Source organism: Lactococcus sp. SK2-659, assembly GCF_020218185.2.
GTDB lineage: Bacteria > Bacillota > Bacilli > Lactobacillales > Streptococcaceae > Lactococcus > Lactococcus lactis.
The window spans coordinates 256,053-273,218 of the sequence record NZ_JAIWQZ020000001.1 but is presented as its reverse complement, the minus strand read 5'-3'; the positions used below and the strand labels follow the sequence as shown (position 1 = coordinate 273,218).

12 protein-coding genes are annotated in these 17,166 nt (G+C 35.9%); 1 reads left to right on the top strand and 11 read right to left on the bottom strand.

Features of this window, described 5'->3' with window-relative positions; all coding sequences use genetic code 11:
- Nucleotides 1–4: 4 nt before the first annotated feature.
- The 11 genes from yidD to LDP15_RS01290 form a co-directional block, all read right to left on the bottom strand.
- Nucleotides 5–271 (bottom strand): membrane protein insertion efficiency factor YidD, encoded by a 267-nt coding sequence (gene yidD / locus LDP15_RS01340; RefSeq protein ID WP_015426859.1) that lies wholly within the window; start codon nt 269–271, stop codon nt 5–7.
- Between the two features lie 116 nt (nt 272–387).
- The gene (locus LDP15_RS01335; RefSeq protein WP_015426860.1) at nt 388–2,130 is read right to left on the bottom strand and encodes a 1-deoxy-D-xylulose-5-phosphate synthase; all 1,743 of its coding nucleotides are present in this window, start codon (nt 2,128–2,130) and stop codon (nt 388–390) included.
- Nucleotides 2,131–2,277: 147 nt separating this feature from the next.
- The gene (locus tag LDP15_RS01330) at nt 2,278–3,648 is read right to left on the bottom strand and encodes a cell wall metabolism sensor histidine kinase WalK (RefSeq protein WP_042230545.1); all 1,371 of its coding nucleotides are present in this window, start codon (nt 3,646–3,648) and stop codon (nt 2,278–2,280) included.
- Between the two features lie 93 nt (nt 3,649–3,741).
- Nucleotides 3,742–4,410, bottom strand: a complete 669-nt coding sequence (locus tag LDP15_RS01325; protein ID WP_021722129.1) for a response regulator transcription factor — start codon at nt 4,408–4,410, stop codon at nt 3,742–3,744.
- A gap of 177 nt (nt 4,411–4,587) precedes the next feature.
- A complete protein-coding gene (locus tag LDP15_RS01320; RefSeq protein ID WP_015426862.1) occupies nt 4,588–5,562 on the bottom strand; it encodes a LacI family DNA-binding transcriptional regulator in 975 nt (324 codons plus the stop codon).
- 157 nt (nt 5,563–5,719) lie between these two features.
- Nucleotides 5,720–7,975: a glycoside hydrolase family 65 protein gene (locus LDP15_RS01315; RefSeq protein ID WP_015426863.1), complete on the bottom strand. Its 2,256-nt coding sequence runs from the start codon at nt 7,973–7,975 to the stop codon at nt 5,720–5,722.
- A gap of 22 nt (nt 7,976–7,997) precedes the next feature.
- On the bottom strand, nt 7,998–9,707 hold the full coding sequence (locus LDP15_RS01310; protein ID WP_015426864.1) for an alpha-glucosidase: 1,710 nt from the start codon (nt 9,705–9,707) through the stop codon (nt 7,998–8,000).
- Between the two features lie 42 nt (nt 9,708–9,749).
- Nucleotides 9,750–11,324, bottom strand: coding sequence for an alpha-amylase family glycosyl hydrolase (locus LDP15_RS01305; protein ID WP_015426865.1), 1,575 nt, complete (start codon nt 11,322–11,324; stop codon nt 9,750–9,752).
- Nucleotides 11,314–11,919 (bottom strand): sugar O-acetyltransferase, encoded by a 606-nt coding sequence (locus LDP15_RS01300; protein WP_021470128.1) that lies wholly within the window; start codon nt 11,917–11,919, stop codon nt 11,314–11,316. The genes LDP15_RS01305 and LDP15_RS01300 overlap by 11 nt, the downstream gene beginning before the upstream one ends.
- Before the next feature lie 26 nt (nt 11,920–11,945).
- On the bottom strand, nt 11,946–13,541 hold the full coding sequence (locus LDP15_RS01295) for an alpha-glucosidase (protein ID WP_042230778.1): 1,596 nt from the start codon (nt 13,539–13,541) through the stop codon (nt 11,946–11,948).
- A gap of 236 nt (nt 13,542–13,777) precedes the next feature.
- Entirely contained in the window at nt 13,778–15,532 is a 1,755-nt protein-coding gene (locus tag LDP15_RS01290; RefSeq protein WP_136122484.1) for a glycoside hydrolase family 13 protein, read from the bottom strand.
- Nucleotides 15,533–15,899: 367 nt separating this feature from the next.
- On the opposite strand from LDP15_RS01290, the gene LDP15_RS01285 reads away from it, so the two are divergent.
- Nucleotides 15,900–17,126: an extracellular solute-binding protein gene (locus tag LDP15_RS01285; RefSeq protein WP_015426869.1), complete on the top strand. Its 1,227-nt coding sequence runs from the start codon at nt 15,900–15,902 to the stop codon at nt 17,124–17,126.
- The last annotated feature ends 40 nt before the right edge of the window (nt 17,127–17,166 follow it).

Here is a 17,166-nt window from a genome sequence, read left to right as displayed (position 1 = left end):
CAAATTAATTTGAGTCTTTTTCTTTTTCTGGTTCTGCCCAATTTCTTCGCAAACTAAAATGGTCTGGAACTAAATCATATCCTGGCTGGCAAAATGGGTGACAACGTAAAATACGTGCTGTTCCCATTGCCAAACCTTTGGCTGGTCCATGTTTTTCAATGGCCTGAATCATGTAATTGGAGCAGGTAGGATAATAGCGACAGGCTGGTGGCAAGGCTGGAGAAATCCAGCGTTGGTAGCCATGTACTGCTTTTACTAATACTTTTTTCATCTATTTCACTTTATTAAGTAAGAACTTATCATCATTCTTGCTAGTTTTACTGACAGACATTATCAGTTCTTTACTTTTACTGACAGAAATATTTTGGAACATCTGTCAGTAAATTTTTATTTCAAAAGACTAAGAATATCAGCAACCATAAGTTCTGGTGTCAAATGATAACGATTGTAAAGTTCTGTCACTGGAACAGAATCATTAAATTCACGTTTCGCACCAAAGTTCAAAACTTTAACATCATACTTACCAAGGAAGGAAGCAACTTTTTGACCAAATCCTCCGTCAAGAATTCCATCTTCGATCGTTGCAATAACTTGATGATTTTCAACTAAGTTTTCAAGGAAAGCTTGGTCCAAATCGTTGATGAAAAGTGGATTTATTAAAGTTGCATTAATTCCATTTTCAGCCAAAACTTTAGCTACTTTTTCACCATGTGAATAAAGACCACCAAGTGCCAAGAGGGCAACTTTTTCGCCTGATTTTGTCATTTGATATGAAGGGGTTGAATAATCTGTGAGAACAGTCGGACGTGATTCTAAGCCGTGTTCTGGCATTTGAATCACAACTGGTTCTTCATGTTGCTCAAGTGCCCAATCAAGAATTGAAATAAATTCTTCTTCAGAAGTTGGAGCAAGATATTTGATATTTGGAATGTTTGAAATCCAAGTCATGGCTGATGAGCCTTGGTGTGTTTCATCTGAACCTGAAATAACTCCACCTTTAACAATAACAATTGCTGGTTCTTCATTAATTGCTAAGTCATGCCAAAATTGATCATAAGCACGTTGAACAAAAGTAGAATTGTGGAAAATAATTGGACGAGCACCAGCCGCAGCCATTGCACCTCCAAAAGTAATGGTAAATTGCTCAGCAATTCCTGCATCAATATAACGGTCAGGATATTTAGCTGCAAATTGTTTCAGTCCAAAGATTCCTGGAATTGCTGCATTGATGGCAACAAGAGGAAGGCCTTCTGAAACCTTTTTATCCATGTAATCCAACATAACTGAACTATAAGATTTACCAGAATCAAACACTTTTGATTGACCAGTTTCTAAATCGAAAGGCATGTGCCAGTGAAAAGCTTCTTTATTTTCAAGAGCTGGTTGATAACCACGTCCTTTTTCAGTATGAATATGAAGGACAATTGGATGATCGATATCTTTTACTTCTTCAAATAGGTGAATTAAAGATTCAATATCATTTCCATTTTCAAGATATTTATAATCTAAACCAAAAGTTTTAAAGAAGTTATTTTCGGCTTGACCATTTGTCGCCCGAAGTTCGGCAAGGTTACGGTAAAGTCCTCCATGATTTTCAGCAATTGACATTTGATTATCATTAACTAAAATAATGAGGTTTCCTTTGAAATCTCCGGCATTATTGAGGGCTTCCATAGCAAGTCCCCCAGAAAGTGAACCGTCACCAATGACCGCAACAATGTTGCCTTTGTCATTTGTCAAATCACGCGCTTTGGCATAACCTAAGGCGTTAGCAATTGAAGTTGAGGTATGGCCAACTGTGAAAAAGTCGTGTTCTGATTCTCTTTGACTGGTGTAAGGTGTGATGTCATGGAAATGTCCATCAGTAAATCCATTTTTACGTCCAGTTAAAATTTTATGTGGATAAGTTTGGTGAGAAACATCCCAAATAAACTTATCAATCGGTGAATTGAAAACTTTATGAAGGGCAATTGTTAATTCAGTCACACCCAAGTTTGGACCAACGTGTCCACCGATGTTTGATACTTTATGAAGAACTGCTGTTCTAATTTCTGAAGCTAATTCTTCTAGTTCTTGATTTGATACTTTTTTTAAATCCGCTGGGCTGTCTATTTTTTCTAACACTGACATCTCTGATTTTCTCCTTTTTAGATTTACTTAGTTATTTACTAACAGAAATTGTCTTTAAAAACTAGTAAATCGACTGACAAAATTGTCATAATTTGAATGTTACTATTATCTTATCATAATTTGTCAGTAATTTTTTCCTATCATATTTTACAACTTTTGGAAAATTTTTGCAGGATTTGAAATTGTGCTATCCACACGAATTCTAACAATGAATTTTGTACCTTTAGGTTTATTATCTTCAACTGTAATCTTCCCATTGTAAGCTTCAACAATTTGTTTGGCCAGAGAAAGACCCAAACCTAAGCCACCTTTTTGACGCGTTCTTGCTTTATCTACTCGGAAAAAGCGGTCAAAGATTTTTTTCTTATCTTCATCAGAAATTCCTTCACCATTATCGGCGACAGCAAAAACTAAGAATCCCCCATTTTTTTGAACATCTACAGAGATTTCACCCTCATCACCCGTGTATTTAAGAGCATTATCAAATAAGATGGTCAGCAATTGTTTAATCAGGGCTTGGTCCAAATTAATCGTTCCATCTAATTTCAAATGGCCTGAAAACTTTTTACCTGCGTTTTCAGCAAGCATTTCATAGCTATTAAAAATATTCTCAAAATAAGTTGCCGTAGTCGCCTCTGGCTCAATTCTGATTCCAGAATCTCGACGAGCTAAGTTCAGTAAGTTACTTGTTAATAAACGCATATTACGAACTTCTGATAAACTTTCAGAAATATTTTCTGATTCATCAATAATTGTTGCGGTTGGCTTTTGGAAAAGTAATTCTAGACGATTTTGCAAGATTGCCAGAGGTGTTCTCAATTCATGTGAAGCATTTTCAACAAATTCTTTTTGTTTTTCATAAGCAGCCAGAATAGGTCTTAAAGTCCAGTTTGCAAGATATAGACTAATAATTATTGATAGTAGCCAGAAAGTAATCATTGTTGTCACAATGACCCACATGGCCCGGCTCATGGCATCTTGAATTTGGTCAACGTTTGAAAAAATTTGCATATAAACTGGCGTCACAGTACCATCTGAATTTGTAATGATAAATTGCGATGTTGTGTAATAACGATAGTGCAAATTATCTCCATAAGGATTTTTTACAGATACTGTCTGAATTGTATTTATATGTTTTTCATTAAATTTCATTGCTTTTTGCAAAAGACTCATGCCAAAGTTTGTACTTATATTTGCATTTGAGCCCGTTGATGGCATAAAGTTTTTTCCTTCTGAATCATAAAAAATTACACTATTATTTGGTCCATAAAAGCCACTATCTTGTGAATTATTTGTTCCTAATTGATTATTCGCTGCTTCTTCCAAAAACACTCGGTTTTGAGCCAAATTGTGTAAATTTTGGTCAGTCGCTCGATACATTCCTAATTGCATGACTTGAATAATAATCACGGCTAAAGCAACAAAAATGACTGTAAAAGCTAGAAAAAAATGAAGGAAATTTTTCCCATCATTTTTTACAATAGCTGAAGATTTAATTTTTTTAATTATTTTCTTCAAAGAGGTCTCATTTCTAGATAGATTTACTGACAGAACTTTTTGTTAATTTAATAGATGAATTTCACCTCTATACAATAAGCTGTCAGTAAAATTTTATCTCAGGATATAGCCAACATTTCGCAAGGTTGAAAGATTATTGACAAATTCTGTATCTTTCAATTTTTTCCGAATTTTACTCATATAAACTTCAACAACAGTTACTGTTGTATCACTGTCATAGCCCCAAATCCGGTCAAAAATTTGCTCTTTTGGCAAAATAACATTTTGATTTTGCATTAAATAAACGACTAAATCAAATTCTTTTCCGATTAAATCAACAGGTTGATCATCAACTAAAGTTGATTTATTTGATAAATTCAAACGAATATTTCCATAAGTTAAACCGTTTGAATCTTCTAATTTACCTGTCCGTTTCAAAAGTGCTTGAATACGTGCTTTTAGTTCATCTAAATAGAAAGGTTTTGTTAAATAATCATCTGCTCCAATGTCGAATCCGTGCATTTTATCATCCAAAGATTCCTTAGCAGTCATGATTAAGACTGGCGTATCTACATTTTGCTCACGTAATTCCTTTAAGACTTCAAAACCATTCTTTTCTGGAAGCATTAAATCAAGCAAAATTAAATCATAAATTCCCAATTCTGCCTCATAGAGTCCTTCAACTCCATCATAAACCTGTTTGACTTGCGCAAATGATTTTAAGAAATCGTAAACAGATTTTGAGAGTGATAAATCATCCTCCACTAATAAAATTTTAATCATTGAATCCATCCCTTTTCACATTTTTTAGGGCTCATAATTTATAAATTATTTTTAGTTAAATTGCTTGGAAAGTCAATAAAACTGCGCCCATCCCTTTCTATTATTTTACACTATTATCATATTTTTGTCTTGTACTAGGCTTAACCTTATCTTAAACAAAACTAAAAAAGCTAGAACTTAAATTCTAGCTTTTGTTGATTCTCTAATAATTAATTCAAAAGGAATAATTGATTTTTCTGGCAAATTTTCTTTCTTATCTCGTAAGTCCAAGATTTTCTTAATTGCACTTGCCCCTAATTGCTCAATATGAATGTCAAAAGTTGTTAAATAAGGATGAATCATTGCTCCAAAGATAGAGTTGTTGTAAGTAATTAAACTCACATCTTCTGGAACATTTAAACCTTGACTTCTTAGACATTCCACAACTTTTAAAGACAAGACATCATCCATAACTACAAGAGCTGTTTCATTTCGCAAGGAAAAATTAGCATCCATAAACAAAAGGTCATGATTGAGTCCAAGCTTCTCGGCCTCATCTTTAAAACCTTGATAACGTTCTTCAAAAACTTCGGTTTCTTTCGTATCGGTCACAAATGAAATATTTTGATGTTTTAATTGTGCTAAATGACGAACAGCCTCGCGTCCAAGCAGCATATTATCATTATCCACATGGGTAATTTCATTTTTTCCTTCAGCCGGAGTTCCAACTAAAACAAAAGGAACCTTATTTTCTAATAAATAATCGCGAACTTCATCATTTTTTCCAGCGTAAAGCACGATAAATCCGTCAACACGCTTTTCTGAATATTGAAGTTCAATCTGTTTTTTCAACTCTTTAGCTGAATGCCCAGTCGCAATAGCGATTGAAACATCGTAATCACGAGCTGTTTCATTGATTGAGGTCAATATTTTCATAAAGAAAGGTTGGCTCGCTTTGTCAGCCACTGGCGGGAAAACAACACCAATTGTATTTGTTTTTCCCGAAGCTAGAATCTGAGCCGCTGCATTCCTTCGATAACCTAATTCATGCATGGCTTTGCGAACTTTTACTTTTGTTTTGTCCGAAATCTCTGAACTATCTTTAATGACCCGACTGACCGTTGAGGCATTAACACCAGCTTTTTTTGCAACATCTTTAATTGTAACTGCCATATTTTCACTTGAGACTAGCTAAACCCAACCCAGCTCAACTCAGCGCTCCTTTCTCTTTCTTTTATTTAACACTCTGAAATTTTATTTTGCCAAATTTTCGATTAATTTTCAACTATTTTTTAGATTTTTGATAAAAAAGTCATTTAAAGACATCAAATTACTTTGTTTTTGTAATATAAAAATCTCTTAACTCAATTTTTTCACCATAAATTTCAAGATTTAAGGCTTGACCACGTAATAATTCAAGTTTCACTTCTTGACCAACAGAAATTTTTAATAAACGTCCGCGATAGTTAATGTGAAAGGCATAACCCGTCCATGCTTGTGGTAAAAATGGGGCAAAACTCAATTGACCATCCCAGGTTTTCATTTGGGCAAAACCATGAACAATCGCCAACCATGAGCCAGTCATTGATGTGATGTGAAGTCCATCTTCTGTGTCGTTATTATAATTATCTAAGTCAAGACGAGCTGTTCTTTCATACATTTCAACAGCCTTGTCTTCCATGCCAAGCTCTGCTGCTAAAATCGCATGAATGGATGGAGAAAGTGAGCTTTCATGAACAGTTAATGGTTCATAAAAATCAAAATTTCGTTGTTTTTCGGCTAATGAAAATTGATTGCCGAAGAAATAAATTCCTTGAAGCACATCTGCTTGCTTAATATATGGACTACGTAACACTCGATCCCAAGACCAATTTTGGTTCAATGGAAGATTTTTAGGGTCAAGTTGAGCCACTGGAGTCAAATCTTTATCTAAATAGCCATCATGTTGAACAAAGATACCCAATTCTTCATCTTCTGGATAATACATTTTATCCACAATTTCTGCCCAGTGAGCAATTTCAGCTCCTTCAATTAAATCTGGGCGTGGATATTTCGCTAAACTTTCAGCAGTATAAGTCAAAACCCAAGCTGCCAATTTATTAGTGTACCAGTTGTTATTGATATTATTTTCATACTCATTTGGGCCTGTGACTCCATGAATCATGTATTTATCATTTCGTTTACTATAATGCACACGGTCTGCCCAAAAACGAGCAATTTCAATCAAAACTTCTAAACCTTCATGAGCAAGATAAGTTTCATCTCCTGTGTAGTTGCTGTAGTTATAAATCGCATAAGCCATTGCTCCATTACGGTGAATTTCTTCAAATGTAATTTCCCACTCATTATGACATTCAACACCTGTAAAAGTAACCATTGGATACAAAGCACCTTTAAGTCCTTGTTGCCGGGCATTATGTTGTGCTTGCGGCAATTGATTATGACGATATTTTAAAAGATTTTTAGCAACTTTTTCATCAGAAAGCGCCAAGTATAATGGAACGGCATAGGCTTCTGTATCCCAATAAGTTGCTCCGCCATATTTTTCTCCAGTAAATCCTTTAGGGCCAATATTTAAACGTTCATCTTCGCCGTAATAGGTAGAGAAAAGTTGGAAAAGATTAAAGCGAATCCCTTGTTGAGCTTCTGCTGAACCGTCAATTTGTACATCAGCAATTTCCCAACGTTTTTTCCAAGCGATTTCTTGTTCTTTATAAAATTCATGATATGTTTTCTTAGAAATTTCAAGGGTCAAATTTGATAGCACCTTTGTTAAATTTGAGGGTTCAACATCACGACTTGTGACAACCAAAACATTTTTAATAAAGGTGAGTGGTGCATTTTCTATTAATTTTGCTTCGTAAACATCTAAAACAGAACTTTCTCTTGTTTCTTGCTTAACTCGAGTAAAATCGCCTGCAAAGCTTTGTTTAGCTGCTACCGTAAATTGTTCAACTCCAAATGGATTAGGAATTGTTTCAGTGACAATAACTGAACCTGTAGCTGTATTATCAAGGTTTTTTACTGTCCAAAATTTTTCATCGTAGTTGGAATCTTCATTACGAACATTTGCATCAATGATTGAGGCTGTACGGATTTGATGAATTTCACCATCTAAGCTTTCAAACATGAAAGCAAAAACCGCAAGTTCTTGTTGAGCAATTGAGAAAAATCTTTCGGCAGTCACACGTACTCCATAAGCTACATAAGTATAGGTGAGTACCCCTTTTTCCATATCAAGCGACAGATTAAAATCAGTCACGTGACTTGCGGCTAAATCAACTTCTTTGTCATCAATAAAAACTCTGACAGAAGCAAAATTGAGGGCATTGATTGCTTTACCAAAATATTCAGGATAACCATTTTTCCACCAACCTACACGTGTTTTATCTGGAAACCAAACCCCTGCAATGTAAGTTCCTTGGTGACTGTCGCCACTATAAGTTTCACTAAAATTTCCGCGCATTCCCATGTAGCCATTGCCAATGGAAGTAAGTGATTCTTGCAAACGACGGTCTTCTTTTTCAATCTGATTTGATGTGATTTTCCAAGGGTCAATGCCCATAATTCTTTTGATTTGTTTCATAGTGTTATCTTGTTCTCACCTTCTATTTTTTATAAACCCGATATTCCCAGGCTGACAGAACCATTTTTTCTTGAAATTTTTGATTTGAACTGCCCAAGACTCGTTGATAATTAATGACAGAACTTTCAGCAGAGCTGTCAGTAAAACTGTCAATTTTTGTAAAATCTAAATGAGCTTTTTTGTCAGCCAAATTGACAATAATTAAAAATTCAGCTCGTTCATAAACTAAAACTTGAGGATGTCTTTTAAAATGAAATTTAATTGAACCCTCTGAAATCGCTGGTTCTTGATGCCGTAATTCAATCAATTTTTTATAAAGTTCAATGAGTTCTTGATTAGTTTGACTATTAATAACAGAAAAATTTGGATTAATTTCCATCCAAGCTTGTCCACTTGTAAATCCTGCATTTTTAGAATTGTCCCACTGCATTGGTGTTCTTGAGTGTTCACGACTATTTTGGGTGACTTCTGCTAGTGCTTGATTTGCTGACAGTTCTGTCAGTTCAACGCGACCAACGGAAGATGTTGAATCGGCAGATTGAGGAACTGGCAGCTTTGCTGACAGTTCTGTCAGTAACATTTCATATTTCTTTTTAATCTCGTCAGCTCGCAATTGCTTTGCGTCAGTAAATGGAAAATTAGTCATCCCAAATTCCTGCCCTTGATATATGAAAGGCGTTCCTCTTAAGAGCATATAACTGACAGCCAACGCTTTTGCTGATTCTATTGAACCATCGCCAAAAGTATCAATACTTCTTGGTTGGTCATGATTTTCAATATACAAAGCATTCCAACCTCGTTCAAGCAAATCTTCTTGCCAACGCATAATGACTTTTTTATAGCCATAAATATCTCCTTGGCTGTTGTCAGTTGCTTTTCTAAGATTATGCTCTAATTCAAAAATCATATTGATATAGCCAGCTTCATCGGTCCAATCGGGCGCTTGCTTGGAGCGAACCCCTGAAGCTTCCCCAACAGTCAAAGCATCATATTCATCAAAAATAGCTTTCAAATCTGACATATATGTTTCAATCCCAGCAACATTCATGAAAGGCACCCACGGGCCGTCGCCTTTCCAAGATTTAATTTTATAGTTCCATGGCATTTTTTGAATGTGTGAAATCGCATCTAATCTGAAGCCATCTATTCCCAAATCTAACCACCAGCGAATCATGTCATAAATTTCTTGCCGAACTTTGGGATTTTTCCAATTTAAATCAGGCTGTTCTTTGGCAAAAACGTGAAAATAAGCTTGTTTTGTTTTTTCATCATAAGCCCAAGTTGAACCACCAAAAAAGGAAATCCAATCATTTGGCATTTGGTTAGGGCTAGCGTCTTCCCACAAATAATAATCACGGTAAGGATTATCTTTTGATTTTTGACTTTCTAAAAACCAAGGATGTTGGTCTGATGTATGATTGACTACCAAATCCATGATGACTTTCAAGCCATTTTCATGCGCTTTATCTAGTAATTTTTTAAAATCTTCAAGTGAGCCAAACATTTCATCAATGACTTGATAATCAGAAATATCATAGCCCCCGTCAACTTGTGGACTCTTGTAAATTGGATTTATCCAGATAAAATCAATCCCCAATTCACGTAGATAAGGAATTTTTTCAATGATACCATTGATGTCGCCAATGCCATCTCCATTGGTATCTTTGAATGATTTTGGATAAATCTGATAACCTACCATCTTGTGAAAATCATTTGTCTTTATTTTTTTCATAGTTTTACATTTTCATTTTTAAAGTCCCTAAACTGAACTTATTTATTTTTTCAAAATAACGGTGCTGTAAGCTGGAATTGTCAATTTTCCATCAGTTAATTTTGCTTGAGAACTACTGACAGAAAGTTGGTCAGTGATTTTTGTCCCAACAACGCTTTTTGGGAGTTTCATTGTCACATTTTCTGTATCGGAAAAATTATTGATAATAGTCAAATCCTTTCCATAATTAATGACAGACAAGCTCTCTTCACTGACAGAAATATTTTTCAATCTGTCAGTCGCAATTTCAGGATATTTTGCTTTGACCCGTAAAATTTTTTTGTACCAATTGAGCAGTGAGTTCGGATTGGCTTCTTGTTGAGCTACTGAGCCTCCGTCAGTTGTGGCAATTTCTGTCGCGCCTGGCACAGAAATGTCTGCTTTGGGAGAATCTGTCCCAGCAGCATTCCAAGGCATTGGCAAACGTTTATTTTGGTCAATGCCAGAACCTGTCAGCCCCAATTCCTCACCGTAGTAAATAAATGGATTTCCCGGCATCAAAAGATAAGTTTGAGCAGCCATTTTCTGCATGGATAAAGAACTTAAAAGGGTTGCAGATCGGTCTGTGTCATGATTACTCAAGAAAGGAGCGTCAATGGCTTTCGGGTTATCCGCATGAATTTCTTGGTCCCATGCTTCAATTTGTTGACCAAATAAAGAGCCTTCACCTAAGACTAAAGCCGAATTAATTGGACTTGAACTCGATTGCAAAGCATTCGGAAAGTCAAATAATGAATCAATACCTGATGGATAAATATCATCAATTGCCGAAGCCGTTGAAAAAACTTCGCCCACTAAATAAGCTTTTGGATTTTGCTTTTTGACCGTGTCTGTCAGCCATTTGGTAAAGGCCGTCGTTTTTTTGTCATCATTTGAGAAATAAAAACCGACAGCGTCCAAACGAAAACCAGAAACACCTTTGTCTAACCAAAATTTCGTAATTTTTGCAATTTCTTTTTTGACCTCAGGATTGGCAAGATTGAGGTCTGGCATGGATTTATCAAACTCTGACTCATAGTATTTGCCATTGCTGGCTAAACTATAACCCTCTTTTGCTGTATCCGACCAATTATAATAAGCCACATATTTTTTGTCGCCAGCTAGTGCTTTTTGAAACCAAACATTATCAGTCGCCGTGTGGTTAAATGGCATATCTAAAATCACAGCAATTCCTCGTTTTTTAGCTTGAGCAATCAGATTTTCAAAATCAGCCATTGTCCCAAATTTAGGATTAATTTCTTCGTAATTAGTGACATCATAGCCATGATAACTAGGACTAGCAAAAATCGGTGTCATCCAAAGTCCTTGCACTTTCAAATCCGTTGTAGAATTGGATTTTCCAGTATTCAAGTAGTCTAAATGTTGCGTGACCCCATTTAAATCACCTTCGCCATCATGATTTGAATCGGCAAATGAACTCGTAAATATTTCATAAAAATTACGATACAAACTCCTATCAACCTTTTGGCTGACAGCCACTTTTTTTACTGATGAATCTTTTGAATTTGCTTTTTGACAAGCACTTAAAGCACACGTCGCCAGTAAAGTTACTGACAGAAGTAAAAGCTTATTTTTCATAATATTCGTTCTCTTTTTCTTCCCAGTAAAGTCGGTCAGAATCAGTAATTTCGCGGAGAATTCGTGCTGGATTACCTACTGCAATCACATTTGCTGGCAAATTTTTCGTCACTACCGTTCCCGAACCCACAATTGTATTTTCGCCAATCGTAACGCCCGGATTAACAATTACTCCTGCACCAAGCCAAACTCGGTTACCAATCGTAATCGCTTTTCCATATTCTAGTCCACGCTGTCGAACTCCGGCATCTATTGGATGAGAAGCCGTAATCAGACTGACGCGAGGTCCAAACATCACATCATCGCCAATCGTAATCGGTGCAACATCCAGAAAAATACAGTCCATATTGGCATAAAAGCGCTGACCAATTCTTGTATTTTTACCATAGTCGATGTAAAGCGGTGGATTTACAAATAACTCATCGCCAGTTTGACCAAAAAGTTCTTTTTCAAGTGCCACAATTTTTTCTGTATCAAGTAGATTGAGTTGGTTAATTTCTTGATTTAATGCTCGATTATTATCAGGTTTGTATTCTGGTTCAACCTTACTTGCTTTATAGAGTTTGCCAGCAACCATTCTTTTAAATTCGCTCATTTTCACCTCACCCTTTTGCGCTTTAACTATTCCACTTCGCAAGCAAAGGCTTCCCAAGCTTTTAATTTAATCTGAGAAAGTTCAGGCAGGAAATTTTCATTGTGAATCAATAAGTCACGACAGACAAATCCTGTTTTAAATTGATTTTCTTCATCAGATAAATTGGCAACGACCAAATATTTCTTGCCCTTATAAGTCCGCAAATATGCAAAAACATCAGCCTCAGAATCAATCAACTTGAAGCCCCCATAAATGACCCAATCATGTTGTTTACGAAGTTCAATCAACTTTTGATAAGTATAAAAAACAGAATCAGGATCACTCATGGCTTGATCAGCATTAATTTCTTCATGATTAGGATTGACAGCGAGCCAAGGTTTTCCATCAGTAAAACCTGCATTTTCTCCAGCCGTCCATTGCATCGGTGTTCTTGCATTATCACGACCAACACGACGAATTGAATCCATGATTTCATTTTCAGAATGACCAGCAGCTAAGCGTTCAGCAAACATATTCCGTGACTCGATATCATTGACTTCTTCAATTGATTCAAAAGGATAATTCGTCATTCCAAGCTCTTCACCTTGATAAATATAAGGCGTTCCTTTCATCAAATGCAATAAAATCGCAAAAGCTTTAGCTGATTTCAAACGATATTTTCCATCATTTCCCCAATTTGAGACAATCCGTGGTAAATCATGATTATTCCAAAAAAGTGAATTCCAACCTTTTTCTAAAGCTTGCCATTTGGCTAAAATTTCTTTAAGTTTTGAAACTGAAAATTCCTTTTTATCCCATTTTTCACCCTCATCAAGATAAGCATTTGTGATGTGTTCAAATTGGAAAACCATTGATAATTCTTGACGTTTAGGGTCTGAATAAAGTTCCGCAATCTCTGGTGTTGCTCCCCAAGTTTCACCTACGGTCAGCAAATTTTTCTGACCAAAAGTTGCCTGATTCATCTCATGCAAATACTCATGTAATTTAGGCCCATTTCCTGTGATTTCTTGGTCAATTTCTTTCCCAATCAAGTCAATCACATCCATGCGAAAACCGCCGATTCCCTTATCAATCCAGAAATTCATCATGTCATAAACTTCTTGATGAACCTGAGGATTTTCCCAGTTTAAGTCTGGCTGACGCTTGCTAAAAAGATGAAGGAAATATTGGCCCGATTCCTCATCAAATTCCCAAGCAGAACCAGAAAAGGTAGATTGCAAAGCATTGGGTTCATCAGCCCAAATATAATAATCACGATAAGCATTATCTTTTGATTTTCTAGCTTCCACAAACCATTTATGTTCATCAGAAGTATGATTAACTACCAAATCCATAACAATTTGAATATTTCGCTTTTTAGCTTCCAAGAGCAATTCATCCATATCCGACATCGTTCCAAAAACATCAGCAATTGCTTGATAATCAGAAATATCATAACCATTATCATCCATTGGCGATTGATAAACTGGACTCAACCAAATTGCACCAATTCCAAGTTTTTCAAGATAATCTAATTTAGAGATAATTCCTTGCAAATCACCAACACCATCACCATTAGCATCCATAAAAGAACGCGGATAAATCTGATAAACGACTGTTTTTTGCCACCAATTTTCTTTCATATTAACTACTCCATTAAGATGTGAGTTCATTCTCCTATATCCTGGGAAAATAGGAGAATGAACTCAATTAAAATTTTACTGACTACTTTATAAGTTAATCCCGTCAGTAAAATACTCACTAAACCAATGATTCTGTCAGCAATTTTTACTGACAAAACTATCAGCAAAGCCGATAGTTTCTTTATTTACCGATTCAATGATTCCCTCGGTCGCAGTGAACTGACAGAATCCGTTTTCTATTTATAGACTACAAAACCATATTGTAGAATATTATTTTGGTCAACCAAATTAGAGAAAACCACTTCATCAGCTGAAAAATAAGCCGGTTTTTCGCCAATATTGAAAATAGCTTTCAAAGTTCCACGTTCAAATTTCACAATGCCATTTTCTGAATCTACGATTTTCCATTCTACTTCTGAATCACTTAAAATTCCTTGATATTGTTTGCGTAGAGCAATCAGATTTTTAAAGAATTCAAACATCTCTAAATCTTGATCTTTTTCTTCCCAAGGCATCACCTTACGACACTCAGGGTCCATTCCACCTGTCACCGCATACTCATCTCCATAATAAATACAAGGCACACCTGGTTGCATGAAGGTGAACGTTTCAACCAATTTCATCAAATTTTTATTATTTTTTGCAACAGTCAAAATTCTGGGTGTATCATGAGAATCTAAAACATTAAACATCATTTGATTCACTTGCTTACGGTATAATGTCAGTTGCGTATTAATATTAGAAACCATTTGTTCCAAAGAAATCTTCTTCGTAATCAAACCATCTTTAATCGCATCGGTATAAGCATAATTCATAACGGCAGAAAACTCATCGCCAACTAACCAAGGTTGCGCAGAATGCCAAACCTCACCTAAAATATAAAAATCATCTTTTGCCGCGTCACAAGTTGTGCGGAATTTTTTCCAGAAAGTGTGATCCACTTCATCCGCCACATCCAAACGCCAAGCATCAATATCAAACTCAGAAATCCAATAATCAGCTACTTTCAAAAGATAAGCTTCAACCTCTGGGTTAGCCGTATTGAGTTTTGGCATGTGTGGAGTAAAGGCAAAAGTATCATAAGTTGCATTCTCAGCATTTTCAAAATCATCAGTTGGAGTATAAGTTGCTGGCCAACTATTAACATGGAACCAATCCGCAAATTTTGATTTTTCTTGATTTTTCAATACATCTTGCCATTGAGCAGACGTATCTCCGATGTGATTAAAGACCGCATCTAACATGACTTTAATACCACGCGCATGTGCTTCTTTCACCAAAGTTTTAAACAATTCCTTATCCCCAAATTGCTTATCAATTTCCATATAATCTTCTGTATCATATTTATGATTAGAAAAAGCTTGGAAAATAGGAGTAAAGTAAATGCCATTCACACCGAGTTCAGTCAAATGTTCCAAATGATCAATCACCCCTTGCAAGTCTCCCCCATAAAAATCTTGACGGTCAGGAACATCTTGTGGATTCCAAGCTTTTGTTCCCTCAGGATCATTGCTCGTATCCCCATTGGCAAAACGTTCAGGGAAAATTTGATACCAAACCGTTTCTTTGACCCATTCAGGTGCTTTAAAACGATCACTTTCATGGAAATAAGGCAAACGGAAAGCCCCATATTTTTTAGTCACCAAACTCTCATCGTAATCAAACATTCCTTGGTCTGTGTAAACTACTTTTTCTCCATCCAAACCTGTAATGACAAATAAGTAATCTACTCGTTTCGTTGCAACAGTAATTTCGGCCTCAAAATAATCGCTAATATTAGTAGAAAGATACTTTTTCATCTCTACTTTTTGACTAGCCCAATACTGTGTTTTAGGGTTATCAAGCCCTTCCCACGAATAAGGATCGCCATAAAATAATTCGACTTTTTCCACATCAGATTTTTGTGTTTGCAGACGAACATGCATCAGATTTTTTGCATAAAGATAAGCAAATTCCGACTCAGGACGATGATAAATTGCAGCTTTGTTCATAATAGAACCTCCAAATTTTTTTGATGGCTGTACTGTCTTAAACTATTTTCAATTAATCTCAAGGACAGCGAAAAGCACCTTTTCCGTCGCTTTTCGATAGTGTCATTTCCACCACATCTGGAGAAGATAAATCTCACATTAATCATATTTTATCATAACGCTTTCATTGACGCAACCGTTTGCGACAATTTTCGTATATTATTTTTTAAAACATTTATTTTTCATTCTAAAGAATACGCTAAAAAGTCGGTATAAACCAATTTCTAAGTAATCAAAATGTAATATTTTTTTCCTTGACAAAAAGCAAACGGTTGCGTAAAATGAGGAGTGTATAAAATAAACCGTTTTCATTAGGAGGAAACACAAAATGAAATCATGGAAAAAAGTTGCTCTTGGTGGAGCATCTGTACTCGCCCTCGCAACCCTCGCAGCTTGCGGTTCATCAGCAAGTTCTAACAAATCATCTTCTTCTAGCTCAGACAGCATTAAAGGAACAGTTCGTGTTTATGTAGACACACAACAAAAAGCAACATATACAGACGTTGCTAAAGGATTGGCTTCAAAATACCCAGACCTTAAAGTTCAAATTATTGCCAATGCATCTGGTTCAGCAAATGCTAAAGTAGATATCGCTAAAGACCCTTCTAAATATGCTGACGTCTTCGCTGTACCAAATGACCAACTTGGTGATATGGCTGATAAAGGTTATATCAATCCAGTTGCTACAAAATTCGCTAACGAAATCAAAAAAGACAACTCTGATGTCACTGTTAATGGTGTAACTTACAAAGACAAGATTTATGCATTCCCTAAATCAACAGAATCTCTTGTCCTCTTCTATAACAAGTCTAAATTGTCAGCTGACGATGTCAAAACTTGGGAAGGAATGACTGCTAAAGCTGGATTTGCTGCTAACTACACCGACCCTTACTACTCTTATCCAGTATTCTTTACAGCTGGCACAACCCTTTTCGGTAAATCAGGCGAAGATGTGAAATCTACTGATGTTGCATCGGCAAATGGTGTTAAAGCACTTGAATGGATTGCTGCACAAAAATCAAATAAAAATGTAATTCAAACAACTAATGCCTTAAATCAACTCCAAGCCGGTAAAGTTGCTGCCATGTTTGACGGTCCTTGGGATACTGCTAACATTAAAAAGATTTTAGGTGATAACTTCGCAGTTGCTCCTTACCCAACAATCAACATTGATGGACAAGCTAAACAACTCCAATCATTCCAAGGTATTAAAGGATTTGCAGTCAATTCAGCTTCTAAGAGTCAAGCTGCTGCTCAAACAGTTGCTCAATATCTCTCAAGTGAATCTGCTCAGTTGAAACTCTTTAATTCTCAAGGAGATGTTCCTACAAATAACGACGCTCAAATGAATGACGCTGTGAAGAATTCAGACGTTACCAAAGCAGTTATTACAATGTCTAAAGAAGGAAATTCTGTAGTAATGCCTAAACTTCCACAAATGGCAACTTTCTGGAATAATGCTGGTCCTTTGATGAACGGTGCTTACACTGGCTCTATCAAACCAGCTGACTATCAAGCTCAATTACAAAAATTCCAAGACAGCATCTCTAAATAAGAGACAATCTAATGGTTATATGTGAATAAGAGGTTGGGCT